Source organism: Streptomyces sp. P6-2-1 (genome assembly GCF_050613165.1).
Classification (GTDB): domain Bacteria; phylum Actinomycetota; class Actinomycetes; order Streptomycetales; family Streptomycetaceae; genus Streptomyces.
This window is the reverse complement of sequence record NZ_CP192513.1, coordinates 619,096-637,205: the sequence shown is the minus strand read 5'-3', so window position 1 is coordinate 637,205 and position 18,110 is coordinate 619,096. Positions and strand designations below refer to the sequence as shown.

12 protein-coding genes and 1 pseudogene are annotated in these 18,110 nt (G+C 71.9%); 6 read left to right on the top strand and 7 right to left on the bottom strand.

Going from position 1 to position 18,110, the window contains the following annotated elements; all coding sequences use genetic code 11:
- Positions 1–54: 54 nt before the first annotated feature.
- Positions 55–1,548, top strand: a complete 1,494-nt coding sequence (locus ACQYWQ_RS02845; RefSeq protein ID WP_431032286.1) for a glutamate--cysteine ligase — start codon at positions 55–57, stop codon at positions 1,546–1,548.
- Between the two features lie 172 nt (positions 1,549–1,720).
- Here the strand turns inward: ACQYWQ_RS02845 and ACQYWQ_RS02840 are convergent, their stop codons facing one another.
- A complete protein-coding gene (locus tag ACQYWQ_RS02840; protein ID WP_431032285.1) occupies positions 1,721–3,487 on the bottom strand; it encodes a substrate-binding and VWA domain-containing protein in 1,767 nt (588 codons plus the stop codon).
- Positions 3,488–3,809: 322 nt separating this feature from the next.
- On the opposite strand from ACQYWQ_RS02840, the gene ACQYWQ_RS02835 reads away from it, so the two are divergent.
- Positions 3,810–4,610 (top strand): CPBP family intramembrane glutamic endopeptidase, encoded by an 801-nt coding sequence (locus ACQYWQ_RS02835; protein WP_431032284.1) that lies wholly within the window; start codon positions 3,810–3,812, stop codon positions 4,608–4,610.
- Between the two features lie 139 nt (positions 4,611–4,749).
- Here the strand turns inward: ACQYWQ_RS02835 and argG are convergent, their stop codons facing one another.
- The 5 genes from argG to ACQYWQ_RS02810 form a co-directional block, all read right to left on the bottom strand.
- Positions 4,750–6,216: an argininosuccinate synthase gene (gene argG, locus ACQYWQ_RS02830; RefSeq protein ID WP_431032283.1), complete on the bottom strand. Its 1,467-nt coding sequence runs from the start codon at positions 6,214–6,216 to the stop codon at positions 4,750–4,752.
- A 90-nt stretch (positions 6,217–6,306) separates the two neighbouring features.
- Positions 6,307–8,688 carry an ATP-binding cassette domain-containing protein gene (locus tag ACQYWQ_RS02825; protein WP_431032282.1) on the bottom strand — a complete coding sequence of 794 codons (2,382 nt, stop codon included), beginning with the start codon at positions 8,686–8,688 and terminating at the stop codon, positions 6,307–6,309.
- A gap of 146 nt (positions 8,689–8,834) precedes the next feature.
- Complete coding sequence (locus ACQYWQ_RS02820) at positions 8,835–9,758, bottom strand: aminoglycoside phosphotransferase family protein (RefSeq protein ID WP_431032281.1); 924 nt, start codon at positions 9,756–9,758, stop codon at positions 8,835–8,837.
- Between the two features lie 98 nt (positions 9,759–9,856).
- A complete protein-coding gene (locus tag ACQYWQ_RS02815; RefSeq protein WP_431032279.1) occupies positions 9,857–10,915 on the bottom strand; it encodes an aminoglycoside phosphotransferase family protein in 1,059 nt (352 codons plus the stop codon).
- Positions 10,916–11,147: 232 nt separating this feature from the next.
- Positions 11,148–12,878 (bottom strand): CocE/NonD family hydrolase, encoded by a 1,731-nt coding sequence (locus tag ACQYWQ_RS02810; protein ID WP_431032278.1) that lies wholly within the window; start codon positions 12,876–12,878, stop codon positions 11,148–11,150.
- Positions 12,879–12,973: 95 nt separating this feature from the next.
- Between ACQYWQ_RS02810 and ACQYWQ_RS02805 the strand changes: the two genes are divergently transcribed.
- The 4 genes and pseudogenes from ACQYWQ_RS02805 (at position 12,974) to ACQYWQ_RS02790 (ending at position 16,164) form a co-directional block, all read left to right on the top strand.
- Positions 12,974–13,690: a TetR/AcrR family transcriptional regulator C-terminal domain-containing protein gene (locus ACQYWQ_RS02805; RefSeq protein WP_431032277.1), complete on the top strand. Its 717-nt coding sequence runs from the start codon at positions 12,974–12,976 to the stop codon at positions 13,688–13,690.
- A gap of 309 nt (positions 13,691–13,999) precedes the next feature.
- Positions 14,000–14,758 carry a TnsA-like heteromeric transposase endonuclease subunit gene (locus ACQYWQ_RS02800; protein WP_431032276.1) on the top strand — a complete coding sequence of 253 codons (759 nt, stop codon included), beginning with the start codon at positions 14,000–14,002 and terminating at the stop codon, positions 14,756–14,758.
- 231 nt (positions 14,759–14,989) lie between these two features.
- A complete protein-coding gene (locus ACQYWQ_RS02795) occupies positions 14,990–15,181 on the top strand; it encodes a hypothetical protein (RefSeq protein ID WP_431032275.1) in 192 nt (63 codons plus the stop codon).
- 46 nt (positions 15,182–15,227) lie between these two features.
- Positions 15,228–16,164 (top strand): annotated as a pseudogene (locus ACQYWQ_RS02790) (ATP-binding protein).
- Between the two features lie 1,129 nt (positions 16,165–17,293).
- On the opposite strand, the gene ACQYWQ_RS02785 reads toward ACQYWQ_RS02790, so the two are convergent.
- The gene (locus ACQYWQ_RS02785; protein ID WP_431032274.1) at positions 17,294–17,863 is read right to left on the bottom strand and encodes a DinB family protein; all 570 of its coding nucleotides are present in this window, start codon (positions 17,861–17,863) and stop codon (positions 17,294–17,296) included.
- Positions 17,864–18,110 lie beyond the last annotated feature (247 nt).

Below are 18,110 nucleotides of genomic sequence, written 5' to 3'. Positions count from 1 at the left end.
CCGTGGACCTCGTGGCCGGAGCACCCGGCCGCCCATCCAGGAGGGGACACTTCGATGGGGGAGAAGGTCGTGGCGGGCATATTCGACCTGTCCGACCGCCGACGCTACCGGGCGAAGTTGCGGCAGTGTCTGGACGGTCTGGAGCGACTTCTGCGGGAAGGGCGCTTCGACCGCCCGAAGAACCTCATGGGCCTGGAGATCGAACTCAATCTCGCGGGCCCCGACGGACTTCCCCGAATGGTCAACGGGGAAGTGCTCGAACGCATCGCGAGCCGGGATTTCCAGACCGAGCTGGGAATGTTCAACCTGGAGGTCAATATCGCCCCGCACCGCCTCGGCGGTCGCGTGCTCGACCAGCTCGCCGAAGAACTCCGTACGGGTCTCTCGTACGCGCACAGGCAGGCCGCGCAGCGGGACGCCGGCGTATTGATGATCGGAATTCTCCCGACGCTCGGACAGGAACACCTGGTAGAGGCGAATTTCTCCGCCGTCGACAGGTACACCCTGCTCAACGAGCAGATCGTCGCGGCGCGGGGCGAGGACTTCACCCTCGACATCGAGGGCCCCGAGCACCTCTCGTGCACCACGGGGTCGATCATGCCGGAGGCCGCCTGCACCTCCGTGCAGTTGCATCTGCAAGTGACTCCGGAGCGCTTCGCCGGGGTGTGGAACGCGGCGCAGGCCGTCACCGCGGTGCAGATCGCGGTCGGGGCCAACGCGCCCTTCGTCTTCGGGCGCGAGCTGTGGAGCGAGTCGCGCGTGCCGCTCTTCGCGCAGGCCACCGACACCCGCCCGCCCGAGCTGGCCGGACAGGGCGTGCGGCCGCGTACCTGGTTCGGGGAGCGGTGGATCGAGGGGCCGCTCGAACTCTTCGAGGAGAACCTGCGCTATTTCCCCGCGCTGCTCCCGATCTTCGACGACGAGGACCCGGGGAAGGTCATCGAGGGGGGCGGCGTGCCCGGGCTCGGCGAGCTGTGCCTCCACAACGGCACGGTCTACCGCTGGAACCGGCCCGTGTACGGCGTCGCCGACGGCGCGCCGCACCTGCGCGTCGAGAACCGCGTGCTGCCCGCCGGGCCCACCGTCACCGACGTCGTCGCCAACGCGGCCTTCTACTACGGGCTCGTGCGCACGCTCGCCGTGCAGAGCCGGCCCGTGTGGACGCGGCTGCCCTTCGCCGAGGCGGAGCGCAACTTCGACGAGGCGTGCAGGCACGGGATCGACGCGCGGCTCCGCTGGCCCCGGCGGGGGCGCGGGGGCCTCGCCGAGGTGGACGCGGTGACGCTGGTACGGGACGAACTGCTGCCGCTGGCCGCGCAGGGCCTGGATGCCTGGGGGGTCGATCCCGCGGACAGGGACCTGTACCTCGGGGTGATCGAGGAGCGGTGCCGACGGCGCGTGAACGGGGCTTCGTGGCAGGTCGCCGCGTACCGCTCGGGGCGGGAGCGGGGCCTGGCGCGGGGGGAGGCGCTGGCAGCGATGACACGGCGGTACGCGGAGCTGAGCCGGGCGGACGAGCCGGTGCACTTGTGGGGGGTACGGGGGTGAGGGGGACCGGGCGCGAGGGGGTTTCGGCCCGAGGAGAGCCCCCGCTGCGCCGCCCCCCGGCCTTCGGCCCGAGGAGAACCCCCGCTGCGCCCGCCCCCCTTCGGCCGGGGCGCCCCCCACGCCCTGCGGGACGCCTGCCCACGGCGGGGGGCGTCCGGCAGGGCGGGGCGGGTCAGCGCTGTTGTTTGCTGCCGGCCTCCACGATGGCGTTGTTGATGACCTCGTGGATCTGGGCCGGGTCGTCGACCTTGAAGCCGGAGCCACCGGTGGCCGCGCCGATCGCCTTCATGTCGTCCCCCGCCGCCTCGGGGCCGACGGCGATGGCCACGAGGGGGAGCGGGTGGGCAGGGTCGGCGAGGTCCCTGAGCTTGCTGAGCAGGGCGCCGCGGGTCAGTGAACCGGGGTCCTCGTTGGTGCCGTCCGTGAGCAGGACGACGGCGTTGAACTTGTCCGGGGCGTAGCCCTTGCTCGCCTTCCGGTAGGCGGCGAGCGTCGTGTCGTACAGACCGGTCGCGCCGCCCGTCTGGGGCTGGAGCGCGCCGAAGGCCTCGGTGAGCTTGTCGCGTTGGGTGACGCCCTCGCCCTTGCGGGCGCCGAGCCGGTCGGTGGGGACCAGTTCGCGGTAGTCGCGATTGCCGTCGAGCCGGGTCGAGAACTCCCACAGGCCGATGTCGTCCGCGGGCGTGAACTGCGCGAGGGCCTGGAGCAGGGACGCCTTGGTGACGTCCATCCGGCTCTGCCCCCGCCCGGGGACCAGCTCGGCCATCGAGGGCGAGGCGTCCACGACGACGAGCAGCCGTGCGCTCTGCACGGTGATGGTCCACATCCCGCGCGTCTCCTGGAGCGCCTTGGCCGAGGGCGGCTCGGCCGTCGGCGAGGTGTAGGGCTGCGGCGCGCGTGCCCCGGCCGCCTTGGCCACGCCCGCGTCGGCCTCGCCCCCTTCGGGACGGAAGCCGTCGGCGCGCAGCAGGCGCTGCCCCCGGCTCTCGTTGAGGAAGGTCATGAAGCGGACGGCGGCGCGGCTCTCGGCCGTGCTCAGCCTGGTGTTGTCCGGGAGGACGTAGGGGTAGTCGAGGGCGGGGGAGCCGCCCTTCGGGTAGAAGAGGTCGAGTGTGCGGTCGCTCTCCTTGTTGCGCGTGTAGGCACGCTGTTCGGTGAGGATCAGGGCGTCGTTGCGCTTCGGGTTCCCCGACTCGGCGCCCGAGTCGTCGCGGGCGAGGGTGTCGAGCAACTGGGTGTCGTCGTCGACGGTGCGCTCGGCGAGGATCTTCGCCGCGGCGGCGACCTGCGCGCTGCCGCCCTTCGCGTCGCCGGCCTCCCGGGCGACCTCGGTGAGGGCGAGCAGGCCCGTGGCGCTGCGGGCCGGGTCGGCGCTGCCGAGCCGTAGGGAGTCCCCCTGCGAACCCGCGGCGGCCATCTCCGCCCACGTGTACGTCTTCTGGGGCCAGCCCAGTCTCTTCGCCGCCTTCTCGGTCATGCCCACGGCGACCGGCGTCGATGCGATGGCGCCGGTCGGCGAGACCCGCGAGGAGTTGCCGCCGGAGTTCGCCTGGTCGACCCACATGCTCGCGTCGGGTATCCACGCCTGGAAGCCGGGGTCCTGGCCCGCCCTGAGGCGCTCGGCGACCTTTGAGGAGTCCTCGGCGGTCACCCGGACGTCCAGGCAGTTCCCGTCCGATGTGACCTCGTGCTCCTTGGCGTAGGCGGCCGCCTCGCGCAGGGTGGGCGCGATGTCCGGGGACGCGCTGACCTTGAGGCGTATCGCGTCGTCCGCGCAGCTCCCGCCGAGCGGTATCACGCCGCTTCGCACGGCGATGCCCGTCCCGGCGACGACCGCCACGACGAGGATCGTGGCCAGCGTGACCGTTCTGCCGCGCCCACGGCCCTTCGGGCTGCTGCGGGTGCCGTGGTCCTCCTCGGTCACCTTGTGACGTCCCATACCGGTGGTGCCCTTCTTCCTTCTCGCTCTCAGGCGCCGCGGCTGTGGGGCCCGCTGACGCCACACGTGCTGTCTCAGGTCGTGCGCGTGCTGACTCGTGCGGTGGAACGGGGGCGGTCGCCCGGCCGCGCGGGACCCCGTGATCCCACAGGGACTCGTGGTCCCCTGAAGGCGGCCCGGCGAAGCGCCGGACGGGTCCGCGCGGCGGTGCGGGTGGAGCGCCGGCGCGAACCTCGGATGTGCGTGCGAGCCCTGGGGCTCGGTCGGCACCTTAGCCGGGCGATGATGATGATGAGGCAGGATCGGTCAACTGGAGGCAGCTGTGCCCGTTGAGGAGGGCCTGGTGGCCGGAACTTTTCCCACCGAAGGGCCCACGAGACGAATTTTCCGTAACGAGACGCTGCTTGTCCTCGCGCTCTCGCTCGGCGCGAGCGGTGTCTCCGCGCTGATCAGCTTCGTCGGCTCGGTGACCCGTCCCGGGGGGCTCAAGGACCAGGCCGCCACGATGAACGCCTCGGCGGCGCCCGGGCGCCCGTGGCTTGATCTGGCGTGGCAGCTCTTCGGGATCGCGAGCGCGCTCGTCCCCGTGGCGCTCGTGCTGCACCTGCTGACGCGGGAGCGGGCGGGCGCCCGCGATCTCGGCTTCGATCTGCGCAGGCCCTGGACGGATCTGGGGCGCGGGGCGGTGGTCGCCGCGGTCGTCGGCAGCGTCGGTATCGCCTTCTACCTGGGTGCGCGGGGTCTCGGCTTCAATCTCACGGTGGTGCCGGAGGCGCTGCCCGCCGTGTGGTGGAAGTACCCGGTCCTGGTGCTCTCCGCGGTGCAGAACGCGGTGCTCGAAGAGGTCATCGTCGTGGGCTATCTGCTGCGCAGGCTGGGGCAGTTGGGGTGGAGCCCGATGGCGGCACTGGTGGCCAGCTCGGTGCTGCGCGGCTCGTACCACCTCTATCAGGGGGTCGGCGGCTTCTTCGGGAACCTCGCGATGGGGGTGCTCTTCGTGCTCCTGTACCGCAGGTGGGGGCGGGTGGGGCCGCTCGTCGTCGCGCACTCCTTCCTCGACATCGGGGCCTTCGTGGGCTTCGCGCTGCTCGCGGGCCGGGTGGACTGGCTGCCGACGGGCTGAGGGGCGCGTGGCGGTACGGGGCACGGACCGGCCGCCGCCGCGCACGAAGGAGGGCCCCGCGCGTGGTGCGCCGGGCCCCTCCTCGTACGTGCTCCCGTACTCCCGTGGCGGTGACGGCCGTTCCGCCGCCCTACGGGGTTCAGTCGGTGCCGAACTCCATCGCCGCGCGGTCGAGCATCTCCTCGTCGCCGTTGACCGAGGTGGTCTCGCCGCGTGCGGCGATCGCGTCGGCGCCGCCCTCTGGGAGCCGGCCGATGAGGCCGGTCGAGGCGGCCTGGGCCGCGCCGAGCGCGGGGGTGCCCTCGCCGGAACCGGCGCCGATGAGGCCGAGGCCCGCGTACTGCTCCAGCTTGGCGCGCGAGTCGGCGATGTCGAGGTTGCGCATGGTGAGCTGGCCGATGCGGTCGACGGGGCCGAAGGCGGCGTCCTCGGTGCGCTCCATCGAGAGCTTGTCGGGGTGGTAGCTGAAGGCGGGGCCCGTGGTGTCGAGGATCGAGTAGTCCTCGCCGCGCCGCAGCCGCAGCGTCACCTCGCCGGTGACGGCGGCGCCGACCCAGCGCTGGAGCGACTCGCGGACCATGAGCGCCTGCGGGTCCAGCCAGCGGCCCTCGTACATGAGGCGGCCGAGACGGCGGCCCTCGTTGTGGTACTGGGCGAGGGTGTCCTCATTGTGGATCGCGTTGACGAGGCGCTCGTAGGCGGCGTGCAGGAGGGCCATGCCGGGCGCCTCGTAGATGCCGCGGCTCTTCGCCTCGATGATGCGGTTCTCGATCTGGTCGGACATGCCGAGGCCGTGGCGGCCGCCGATCGCGTTCGCCTCCATGACGAGGTCGACGGCGGTGGCGAACTCCTTGCCGTTGATCGCCACCGGGCGGCCCTGGTCGAAGCGGATCGTGACGTCCTCGGGGAGGATGTCCACCTCGGGGTCCCAGAAGCGCACGCCCATGATCGGGTCGACGGTCTCGACACCGGTGTCCAGGTGCTCCAGGGTCTTCGCCTCGTGGGTCGCGCCCCAGATGTTCGCGTCCGTCGAGTACGCCTTCTCGGTGCTGTCGCGGTACGGGAGGTCGTGGGCGACGAGCCACTCCGACATCTCCTTGCGACCGCCCAGCTCGGTCACGAAGTCGGCGTCGAGCCAGGGCTTGTAGATGCGCAGGTGCGGGTTGGCGAGCAGCCCGTACCGGTAGAAGCGCTCGATGTCGTTGCCCTTGAAGGTCGAGCCGTCGCCCCAGATCTGGACGTCGTCCTCCAGCATCGCCCGCACGAGCAGCGTGCCGGTGACGGCGCGGCCCAGCGGGGTCGTGTTGAAGTACGCGCGGCCGCCGGAGCGGATGTGGAAGGCGCCGCAGGACAGGGCGGCGAGCCCCTCCTCGACGAGGGCGGCGCGGCAGTCGACGAGGCGGGCCACCTCGGCGCCGTACGTCTTGGCGCGGCCAGGGACCGAGGCGATGTCCGGCTCGTCGTACTGACCGATGTCGGCCGTGTACGTGCAGGGGACGGCGCCCTTGTCGCGCATCCAGGCGACGGCGACGGAGGTGTCGAGACCGCCGGAGAAGGCGATGCCGACGCGCTCGCCGGCGGGCAGGGATGTGAGGACCTTGGACATGCAGAGAGTATGCATCGATCCGCATGACTATGCAAACTCGGGTGGGTCGACCCCGCTCGGCGCCTTCTCCGGCGCGCTGCGCACGTCCGGCTAGCCGGCCACGTACCTCCGCAGGTGCTCCGCCGTCAGCGTCGTCCCCTTCGCCACCAGGTCCGCCGGGGTGCCCTCGAAGACGATGCCGCCGCCGTCGTGGCCGGCTCCCGGGCCCAGGTCGATGAGCCAGTCCGCGTGGGCCATGACCGCCTGGTGGTGTTCGACGACGATCAGCGAGGTGCCGTTGTCGACGAGGTGGTCGAGAAGCGCGAGGAGCTGGGTGACGTCGGCGAGGTGGAGCCCGGTGGTCGGCTCGTCCAGGACGTAGAGGGTGGGGCCCTTCTTCGCGCCGAGGTGGGTGGCGAGCTTGAGGCGCTGGCGTTCGCCGCCGGAGAGCGTGGTGAGGGGCTGGCCGAGGCGGAGGTAGCCGAGGCCGACCTCGGCGAGGCGGGTCAGGACGCGGTGCGCCGCGGGGGTGCGGGCCTCGCCTTCGGCGAAGAACGCGGTGGCCTCGTCGACCGTCATGCCGAGCACCTCGCTGATGTCGCGTCCACCGAGCCGGTGGGCGAGCACCCCGGGCTCGTACCGCTTGCCCTCGCACACCTCGCACGGCACCGCGACCCCTGCCATGATCCCGAGATCGCTGTAGACGACGCCTGCGCCTTTGCAGTGCGGGCAGGCGCCCTCGGAGTTGGCGGAGAACAGCGCGGGCGAGACGCCGTTGGCCTTCGCGAAGGCCTTGCGCACGGGGTCGAGCAGCCCGGTGTACGTGGCGGGGTTGCTGCGCCGCGAGCCCTTGATGGGGCTCTGGTCGACGGTGACGGCCTCCGTGCCGGGCGGCAGCGAGTCGTGCACGAGGGAACTCTTGCCCGAGCCCGCGACGCCCGTCACGACCGTGAGCACGCCGAGCGGAATGTCGACGTCCACGTTCCGCAGGTTGTGCGCGTGGGCGCCGCGGATCTCCAGGGCGCCGCTCGGCACCCGTACCTTCTCCTTGACCGGGGTGCGGTCCGTGAGGTGGCGGCCCGTCGTCGTGCCCGAGGCGCGCAGCCCGTCGACCGTGCCCTCGAAGCCGATCTCGCCGCCCGCCGCGCCCGCGCCGGGACCGAGGTCCACGACGTGGTCGGCGATCGCGATCGTCTCGGGCTTGTGCTCCACGACGAGGACCGTGTTGCCCTTGTCGCGCAGGCGCAGCAGCAGGTCGTTCATGCGCTGGACGTCGTGCGGGTGCAGCCCGGCCGTGGGCTCGTCGAAGACGTACGTGACGTCCGTGAGCGAGGAGCCGAGGTGGCGCACCATCCTGACGCGCTGGGCCTCGCCGCCGGAGAGCGTCCCCGCCGGGCGGTCGAGGCTGAGGTAGCCGAGACCGATCTCGACGAAGGAGTCGAGCACCTGTCGCAGCGCGGTGAGCAGCGGGGCGACCGAGGGCTCGTCCAGCGCGGCGAGCCACGCGGCGAGGTCGCTGATCTGGAGCGCGGACAGCTCGGCGATGCCCTTGCCCCCGACCTTCACCGACCGCGCCTCCTCGCTCAGCCGCGAGCCGCCGCACTCCGGGCACGTCGTGAAGGTGACGGCCCGGTCGACGAAGGCGCGGATGTGGGGCTGCATCGCCTCGCGGTCCTTGGCCAGGATCGACTTCCTGATCCGCGGGACGAGACCCTCGTACGTCATGTTGATGTCCGCGATCTTCACACGGGTCGGCTCGCGGTACAGGAAGTCGTGCAGCTCGCGTTCGGTGAACTCGGCGATCGGTTTGCTCGCGTCGTACAGCCCCGACGAGGCGTACAGCCGCGCGTTCCAGCCGCCCGCCTTGTAGCCGGGGACGAGGAGCGCGCCCTCGTCGAGGGACTTCGAGGCGTCGTACAGCTGCGTGAGATCCATGTCCGTGACCGCGCCGCGCCCCTCGCACCGCGGGCACATGCCCCCGGTGCGGTGGAAGGTGACCTTCTCGGCGCGCGCGTGCTCCTTGCCGACCTTGAGCGCGCCGCTCGCCTCCACGGTCGCCGTGTTGAAGGAGAAGGCCCCGGGCCCGCCGATGTGCGGGGAGCCGAGCCTGCTGTAGAGGACACGGAGCATCGCGTACGCGTCGGTCGCCGTCCCGACCGTGGAGCGCGGGTCGCCGCCCAGGCGCTGCTGGTCGACGACGATCGCGGTGGTCAGCCCGTCGAGCACGTCGACGTCGGGGCGCGCGCGGTTGGGCATGAAGCCCTGCACGAAGGCGCTGTACGTCTCGTTGATGAGCCGCTGCGACTCGGCGGCGATCGTGTGGAAGACGAGCGAACTCTTGCCGGAGCCCGAGACGCCCGTGAAGACCGTCAGACGCCGCTTGGGGATCTCGACGCTCACGTTCCTGAGGTTGTTCTCGCGCGCGCCCACGACCCGGATCAGCGCGTGGCTGTCGGCGGGCGCGGGGTGCGCGGTCGGGCGGGACTGCGTCATGCGGGGACTCCGTCCGTACGGGGGCGGGGTGGCGCGGGGCCGGTCGGGCCGAGCCTACGGGCGGGCACTGACAAGGCCCGCTCGCGGCTGCGTGCCACCGGCCACGCGGGCGGGCTCGGCGCGCCCCGCCCGTACGGCACGGGGTCTCACACGGGCGCGATCACGCGGCGCAGCGCGGCGCGTGCCGGCGGGCCCCAGGAGGTCTTGCCGCCGGGGCGGCCGTGCTCCCCGGCGTCGGCGACGTGCAGGGCGCCGACGGAACGGGCCACGACCCAGCCGCGTGCGCGGGCCAGCAGGGCCGGGTCGGGGGCGTAGGCGTCGAGGAAGGAGCCGAGCGCGCCGTCGGGCAGGATGCTCCAGGCGCCCGCGAGGTCGCAGGCGGGATCGCCCTTGCACAGGTCGCCGAAGTCGATCACACCGCTCAGGACGCCGTCCGTCGTGACGACGTTGGCCGGGTGCAGGTCACCGTGGAGCCACAGGGCGGGTCCGTCCCACTCGGGAGCGGCGAGCGCGTCCTCCCAGACGGCGCGGACGGCGTCGGGCTCCGTGAGCAGACCCTTCTCCACGGCCTCGGTGAAGCCGTGCGGCAGCCCGTCGGCGGCGCCCGCGAGCGGGGCGCCGCGCCCGAAGCGCCCGGCGGGCGCTTCGGCGGGAGCGGGGCGGTGCAGGGCGAGGAGGAAGGCGGCGAGCGCGGTGCTCGTGGCCCGCCCGTCCGTCGCCGGGGCGTGGTCGGCGGGTTCGCCCGGCACCCACGTGGTAAGCATCCACGCGTGCGGGAAGCGGGCCGAGGGCTCCCCGATCGCCTGCGGGCGCGGTACGGGCAGCGGCAGTCGTCCGGCGAGCGCGGGCACCCATGCCAGCTCGTCGCGCAGCGGTTCGTCGGCGCGCCGCGTGGCCCACGGCACCCGGAGTGCCAGTTCCTCACCCAGGCGCCACACTTGATAGTCCCAGCCGCGCGCGCCGAGCCGGATCGGCAGCTCCGCCAGGTGCGGGAAACGCTCGCGCACGAGGTGCCTGAGGAGGCCCTCGGTGATGTCGGGCGGGGCCGCGGCGGTGTCCGGGGAAGTCATGCCGGTAAGGACGGACCAGGGCCCGGGGACGGTTCCGGCCCGCGGCTCCCCGGCGGGCGACGGTGTAGCCGTGCGGCGGGGCGGTGCCCGGGGCGGACTCAGTACCAGGGGCGGGCTTCCTGCGTGGGCAGGGGCCGCAGCTTCGGCCAGCGGGCGAGCAGGCGGTCGGCCAGGGCGGAGCTGAGGCGTCCGAAGGCGTGCAGGTGGTCGTGGTCGCGCGTCATCCCGGCGACCACGTTGAGGCGGTGGACGAGCCGCTCGCGAGCGGAGACCTGGCCCCACTCGAAGTCCTCGGCGGGTATCCGGGCGAGCTGGTCGGCCGTGCCCCGGTGAGCCCGTTCGACCAGCGCGTCGCCCTGGACGAGCCAGCCGGCGCACGCGTCGGCGAGGTCGCCGGGCACGTCCGTCCCGGTGAGGTCGCGCCAGGTGGACCGGTAGACGTCCTCGACCTCGGCGAGCGGGGTCCCGGTGACCGACAGGGCGCACCAGCAGGTGGGGAAACCGATGCGGAAGTAGGCGAGTTCGGTCAGGCCGTTGCCGAGCGAGGCTCGCTCGAAGTCCACGAAGCGGACGCCGTCCGCAGTGCGCAGATCATTGCCGGGGCAGGGGTCGCCGTGCAGCAGCGCGTGGTGCGGGGCGGGGTCCAGTCGCTCAAGGAGACCGGCGAGTTCCCCGGGAACGGCGGACGGTACGGGGACGTCGAGCGCCCCGGCCAGGGCGAGGAAGGACTCCGCGTCGTCGGCCGTGGGGCCCGGGGCGGACGGGAGCGCTCCGGCGTCGGAGGGGCCCGTCAGGGCGTGCAGCCGGGCGAGCGATTCGGCGTACCCGGGCATCCAGTCGTCCGTCCGCCCGAGGTCGTCCACGTGGTCGAGGACCAGCACCCGCGCGGACGGGTCGGTGGCGAGCACGGCGGGCGCCACGGCGGGCCGCGTCGCCCGGCCCGCCAGGCGCAGCCCTGCGACCTCGCGGGCGAAGCGCGTGTCCGCGTCGGCGCCCCTGTCCCCGCCGTCGGCGATCTGCTTGACGACCACGAGGCGTCCGTCCACCGTGCGCACTCGCCACACGTGCGAGCGCGGACTGCTGTCCAGGAGCTCGGCCGACCCTGGAGTGCCCACGGTGGACAGCAGCTTCTCGTTGAGGGGGAGTTGGTGTGTCATGCGAGGAGCGTAGGCGTGGCCGGGGACGGCGCGGCGGCCCGTGCTCCGCCCCGCCCCGGTCACGCCGCTCCTCCCTCGGGAGGGTCCGGCGGCGGGCGTCCTCCCGTCCGTCGGGGCGCGGTGCCGACGGGGCATTGCCGGACGGGAGAACGCGGTGCCGACGGGACCTTGCCGGACGGGAGAACGCGCCTCCCGGCCGCGCGGGCCGGAAGGAACCGGCTCGCGCGGCCGGTCAGCCTTCGGGCCCGGTCTCCCGGCTGGTCGCCGCGGCACCGGTCCCGGCACCGCGGGCGGGCTCCGCGAGCAGCAGCGCCGACTCCGCGTGGAGCGTGACGCGCACGGGAGTGAAGACGGTGGCATCCGCCGGAGGTTCCCCGGTGCCGGGGCCGGGCGCGAAGCGCGGATGCGCGCCGCCGCTGAGCTGCCAGCGAACGCGGTGACCGGCGGCGAAGCGGTGGGCGGTGGAACTCATCAGCACCGTGACGCGCGTGGGCGCCCGCCCTGTCGTGCGAAGCCCTGCCAACCCGTCGCAGACGTTGACGGAGCGGCCCTGGGGGTCCACGTCGCACAAGCGGCTGAAGAGATCGGCGTGGCCGGTGTCCGTGGACACCGTAAGCCGCGCGGAGACCGGGCCCAGGACGTCCAGGGGCTCGGTCAGCGGCGGGCCCGTGAAGGTGAGCACGTCCTCCCGTCGCTCCAGGGCGCCGTTGTCACGGGGGCCGGCGGCACCGGTGAGCAAGGGGCCGCCGAGCGAAGGGGTCGGGTCGGCGGGGTCGAAGCGGAACGATGTCAGTGGCGCGTGTTCCGCGGGGGCCTGCCGGGTGAGGTGTCCTTGCGGGGTGGGGAACCAGGGAGCGACCGCCGTGTCCGGCGGCCAGTCGTCGAGGTCCCGCCAGGCGTCCTCGCCGCCCACGTGCACCCGCACCCGGGTGGGACGGAGTCCGGAGGGATCGGCGTACAGGTGCGCCCGCAGCCAGGCGAGGCTCTCGGCGAACACCTCGGGCCAGCCCTGCCGCAGCGCGGACGCGTGCGTCCAGGGACCGACGAGGAGGGCGGTCTCGCAGCCGGCCGCGCGCAGCCGGCGGTACTGCGCCAGCGTCTGATCGCCCAGCGCGTCGTGCCACCCGGTGACGAGAGCGGTCGGCACGTCCAGCCGGTCCGCCACGGGAGCCAGGGAGGCACCGTCCCAGTACGCGTCCTCGGCGTCCGGGTGCGACAGCACCTCGTCCAGCCAGAGCGCGTCGCTCCCGAGGGCGGTCACGGCCGCCCCTCGCAGCGGTCGCGCGCGGAGCACGTCACGCAGGCGGCGCCGCAGCCGTAACGTCGCTCTCAGGAACGGTGCCGTCCCCCGGTGCTGGTACGTCATGCCGACCCCGAGGGCGAGGGCGTTCTCCAGGCGGAGCGCACCGTCCGCGTGGAAGAGGGCGTGCGGATCGTGCAGCCCGGCCTGCGCCACCATCGCCTTCAGCTCCGGTGGCGGGTCCGCCGCGAGAGCCCACTGCACGTATCCCAGGTAGCTGGGGCCGATGGTGCCCAGCGTTCCGTCGAACCAGCTCCGCTCGCGCAGCCAGGAGACCGTGGCCAGGCCGTCGGCGGCCTCGTTGCGCCACAGATGGAACGCGCCGCCGGAGCCACCGGTGCCGCGACAGCTCTGGAGCACGACGTGGAAGCCCTGCTCGGCGAAGAGAAGTCCGTACATGGGCGACCACGGCAGGCCCCTGCCGTACGGCGAGCGCACCAGGAGCGTGGGGAAGTCGCCGTCGGCGCGTGGGAAGTAGTGGTCCGTGAGCAGGGTGCCGCCGTCCGCGGCCGGCACCGGCAGTCCGGGTTCCCAGCCGACGTCGTGCCGTTTGGCCGGGAGGCCGCGCCAAGTGGCCCGCAGCAGGCGGGAGGACAGCGGCGGTCTGCCGGAAGGCGGCGTCCATGTCTGGTCGGGCGCGGGACCGCGCGTGCGTGGTGTCATCGTTCCCCTCCTCGTTTTCCGTACGCCGTACGAGAATAGGCGATGCTTGGATGGGGACCGCAAGGCCGCCTCGATCGACGGAAGGAGCGTGGGTCATGACCCGGGAGGACGGGGCCGAGGCCCCGGGCGTCGACCCCGAGCGGCTCTGGCTGCGTGACGCCGGGCCCCGCAAGGGCCGTAAGCCGGTCTACAGCCGTGAGGCGATCACGGCGGCGGCCGTCGCCCTGGCGGACACGGAGGGGATCGAGGCGGTCACCATCAGGAAGGTCGCCGCACGGGTCGGGGCGGGTGCCATGTCGCTCTACAGCTACGCCCCCGACAAGGAGACGCTGCTGGAGCTGATGGTCGACCACGTCAACGGTGAACTGCCCGCCGGGGGTACGGTCACCGGCGACTGGCGCGCCGACCTGAAGGCCATCGGCCACCTCCAGCGCGCCCACATGCTGCGCCACCCCTGGCTCCCCGCCGCTTTGACCGCCCATCGTGTCCCCGGCCCCCGCACCCTGGCGTTCCTGGAGCGCGCGCTCGCGGCCCTGCGGCCCACTGGCCTGGACGGTGCCGCGAAGCTGGAGGTCTTCGCCCAGCTCACGGCGTTCGTGGCCGGGCACGTCGCCCACGAGCTGGCGCGGACCGCGGCCTCGCGGTCCCCGGACCGTCTCGCGGCCGAGGCCCGCTACCTCGCTGCGGTGGCGGCGGACGGCCGGCATCCGGAGCTGGCCGAAGTCCTCGCGGCCCCCGGCCGCCCCCTCGCCCCCGAGGCCACCTTCACTCGCTTCCTCAACCGTCTGGTCGACGGCCTGGACGCCGACTGATCAACGGCCGGTACGCCGCGGAGGACCGGCCCGCCCGGTCCCGCTCCGCCGCGCGGCAGCCCCCGGTTGTGCCCCGCCGCGGCGATCGGCACCCCGCACGGCGACGCGGCGATCGGCGGCTCGCCGGTCTTCGTCTGCGCGGCGGGGCGTATCGGGGGCGCCGACTGCTCGATCACCAGGCCGCTGAGGCGCCTTCTCTCCCCTTGACCTGTCGCAGCGAAGATGCTGCGAATCTCAGCGAAGGTGAACGGATGGCCGTTCGTCTCACCGAAGGTTGAGCACCGCCTCGGCCTTCGGGGTGGGGATGCGGTGGAAGCGCTCTCGCGTGCGTACGGCGATGAGGCGTTAACAGCGTTTGAGCTGGACTTTCTCAGCGACGGAGAGCGGCGTCGGCTCCCGCTGGGTGCGAGCTGGCAGGTCTCGTTCGAGGCAGTCGAGCCTGTCCGGCCGTTCGGTTGGGACAAGGGCACGCCGGGCTTCGCGGGCTGGTACTACTCGGCGACCATGCGTGATCACGTGGGCTATGAGTCGTGGCTGGAGCGCGGCCGTCTGATCCTGCTCGACCGAGATCCGCAGGTGAAGGCGATATCGTCGCAGCCCTTCTGGCTGCACTGGCACGACGGCCAACGACAGCGCCGACACGCTCCCGACTACTTCGTCCGGCTGACCGACGGTGGCGCCCGCATCGTTGACGTCCGTGCCGCTGACGAGCTGGATGAGGCGACGGAGGAGGCGTTCGACGCGACCGGGCATGCCTGCCGGGCCGTGGGCTGGGAGTTCGAGTGGGCCGGGCGGCCCGAGCCGGTGGTCATGGCGAATGTCCGCTGGCTGTCCCGGTATCGGCGGGCCCGCTGCGGACGGCCGGTGCCTGTGGCGGACCGGCTGCTGGAAGTCTTCCGTGAACCGATGGGGCTCTGGGAGGGTGCCGGGCTGGTCGGCGACCGTCTGCAGGTTGTGCCGGTGCTGTTCCATCTGCTGTGGTCCGGTGCCTTGAAGACGGACCTGGTGGGAGCGCTGATGGAGACCGGCAGTCTGATCTGGACGGAGGGAAACTCATGGGCAGCCTGAAGCGGCCTCCGGCCTTGGCGGTCGGCCAGCGGGTCCGGTTCGAGGGCCAGGTCAGGGGGTTCTCGAGGTCACCGCACAGGCGGCGGTGCTAGAGGACACCGAGGCACCGCACCGAGTGGTCGCTCTGATCGACCTGTTCGAGACGGCAGACTCCTTGAGGTTCTGCACGGCCTGCCACCCGGCGTCGAACCCCGCACACAATCACGGCCGGGCTACGGACCGGGCACGTCGGTGACCTCACGCCAGAGGACCAAGGCTGCTGAACTCGCGGCCCTCGGCTACGAGATCAAGAGGGACCGCTGCGTCGCGGCCCGCACCAAGGCCACCACGCCGACGCCAGCCACAACGCCGCCACCGACGAACACGCAGGACGAGCCCGCCCCGCACGAGCCGGCAGAGGACGAGGAAACATGGCCGAGGTGATCCCGCTGGGGCTCTTCGACCCGCTCGAGGATCACTGGAAGAGATCATGACGACGATGCCCGACAGCGGCCCGCACGACGACTTCGGCCAGTACCTGACTGTCCTGCCAGGCCGGCAGCAGTTCGTCGCGTCGACGACCAGCACCACGATGACCGTGCTGACGAAGAACGAGTACGACGCCCTGAGCAAAGAGGAAAGGTACGACTACGACGAGGACCGGCTCGACCACCAGGCCCGTCTCCAGGTGGTCGCCACTTCCACCGTCCGCCGTACCGTCACCTGCGGACGTCGTCTGACCGTCCTCAACCGCGGTGCCATCAGCGCACGCCGCGGCTTGATCGTCACCGGCCCCGCCTACACCGGCAAGACGATCGCTCTGGCCCCAGCTCGGCCTGGCCCACGAACTCCAGGACCGTCGCCGGCACCCTGGGCAGGACGAGCGCATACCGGTCGTCTACATCACCGTTCCGCCCGCCGCGACACCCCGCATGATCGCCGCCGAGTTCGCCCGGTTCCTCGGTCTCCCGGTCCTGCGAAGCTTCCACGTCACCGACCTCACTGAAGCCGTGGTCGGCGTCCGCACCAAGGTCCGCACCGGCCTCGTCCTGGTCGACGAGATCGACAACATCTCGCTGCAGACCCGCACCGGAGCCGACGCGTCCGACACACTCACGTACTTCTCCGAGCGGATTCCGGCGACCTTCGCCTACGGCGGGCATCGACATCGAGGCCAGCAGCCTGCTGACTGGAACCCGCGGCGACCAGATCGCCGCAAGGTTCACGGCAGTGGACACCCACCCCTTCCCCTACAACGCGGAATGGAAGGCCCTGGTCGCCCAGTCGGAGGCGAATCTCCCGCTGCACTCCGCAGGGCCGCCGTCGACGCCATCCTCACCGGCACCGAAAAGATCACCAAAGCAGGACTGCTGGCCGTCGACCTCGACACCGCCTCCCGCCGCAAGCAGCCCGGCGCCGACGGATGACGTCGCCGTCCCCGGGCACCGAGGTTTACCCGCCTTCCGCTCAAGGTCCGTCCGCAACGCGGAGAAGGAGCCGCCTCGTTCATCACACGCCTGGCCCAGGCGAACTACCTTCCTCCCGCTTACCTGCGGGAACACCTCACCGGACCACCCCACCACCTCGGCAGATCGACCTGGCCCCGCATCGCCGCGGCCGTCGGCCGCGACCCGGACGATCTCCATCTGATCCTGAACACGGTCCAGTGCAAAGAATGCGGAGCCCCGATCAGGCGCAAGTCGCTGTTCGGCGCCACACCCCTGACCTGCTCGAGGGCCTGGCGGCAGAGGAGACACCGCAAGCGCTCCCCCGCCGGCGAGTGGTGCCGGGAACCCTGCCGGATCGATCCGCGGCAAACCGTGCGGATGCAGCTCGGCCAGCGCCGTCCACTCTGCTCGTCGGCCTGCCGACGGACCGCCTACCTCGAACGACAGCAACGCGACCAACAGGCCGCCGAGGCGCCTTCGAACCCGGAGGGCGACTCACCCCCGGCCTGCCCGGTCTGCGAAGGCCCTCTAGCGCAGAGCACCGCGAAGAGCCGACGACGCACGTGCTCGCAACGCTGCCGCAAGTCCGCCTACCGCTGGAGAACACCACCACCCCGTCCACCAGACCCACCCCGGAAACCGCAACTGGCGCCGGCCCGCACAGGCGGGATCTGCGAACAGCCGCTGCCTCCTGGCCGCGGACAGTCACGGCGCCGCACGTGTTCAGCCCGATGCCGCCAGCGGGCCTACCGGTCATCCGGAAAGCAACGTGCGGCGACAACCCCAAGCCTCGTCCCGTTGCCGGGACCTGCAACTCGACCCAAATCGGTCCGGGCGAGGGCGGGCGACGCCCTCGCCCGGACCCGCAACGAATCCCTTAAACCACCGTGCTGCCCAGTCTGTTCAGGCCCTATGCCAGAAGGAAACCGCAGGTCACAGCGCCGGACGTGCTCCCAGCGCTGCCGTCAGAAGGCATATCGACGACGGAAGACGACGCTGTCCTGTCCCGAAGAAGAACGGGGGGAAGGTTGAAGGCATCTCGGCAGCAGCCACGGAGCGTCACGGAGTCCACGTAGGTTTCCGAAGCTCGATCGCCGGTTGTCGAAAGTCAAATTCGGCGCGGTACGGCTCCGTCCTGCCAGCGGTAGAGGTCGCGCAGCAGGGAAATCTCGGCGCCGTGATGGATCAGCTCCCTGTTGACGTGCAGGACCCTGTTCTCGATGGGAAACCGCTCGGGGCCCATCACGGGCGGGTTCTCCAGGTCGGCATCCGAGAGCTGGCGGACCCCCGCGTTCCATCGCCCGTACATCTCATCGAGCTGTTGCAGCGCCTCGTCAGCGGTCCCCGCGTAGGCGAACGCCTCGGATTCGAAGTCCCGGCCGCCGAAGTACCACTCGACCCGATAGGCCAAGCACGAGACGATGATGTGCCCAAGGCGCCAGGCGATCGTGGTCACCGGCGCCGGTTCCGGCACCAGGTCGGGGGACGCGTAGTCCAGCGTCCATTCCCCCGAACCGTCCGACATCGGTGCGGCCGACGTGCCACGTGGGCGGATGCTCCAGCAGCCGCTCACCGGCTCCCAGAAGTACTCCTCGTCGGTGAGACCTTCCAGCCGTGGCCGCAGGTTCTTGCGCCAGTACCAGTCCAACTGCTCCGCGAGCCGCTCGCTTCTTGTCACTGCCGCACACTACAGACCCGTCGAGCAGAGAGAGTGAGTGTCGCCGTCTGCGGTCATCCTCCACTGTCACAAACCCGCAGGCAGTCATCCCTAACTGACACAGAAGTCAATCGATCGGCCTTCGCCGGCAATCGATCAACACCCACTGACACAGGTCACCCCTCCCTCTTCTTCAGGGCTTGCCTTCGATGCTATTGCGATATATCGTTGAGACATCGCGAACGGATCGCGATACGTCTCCGAAGGT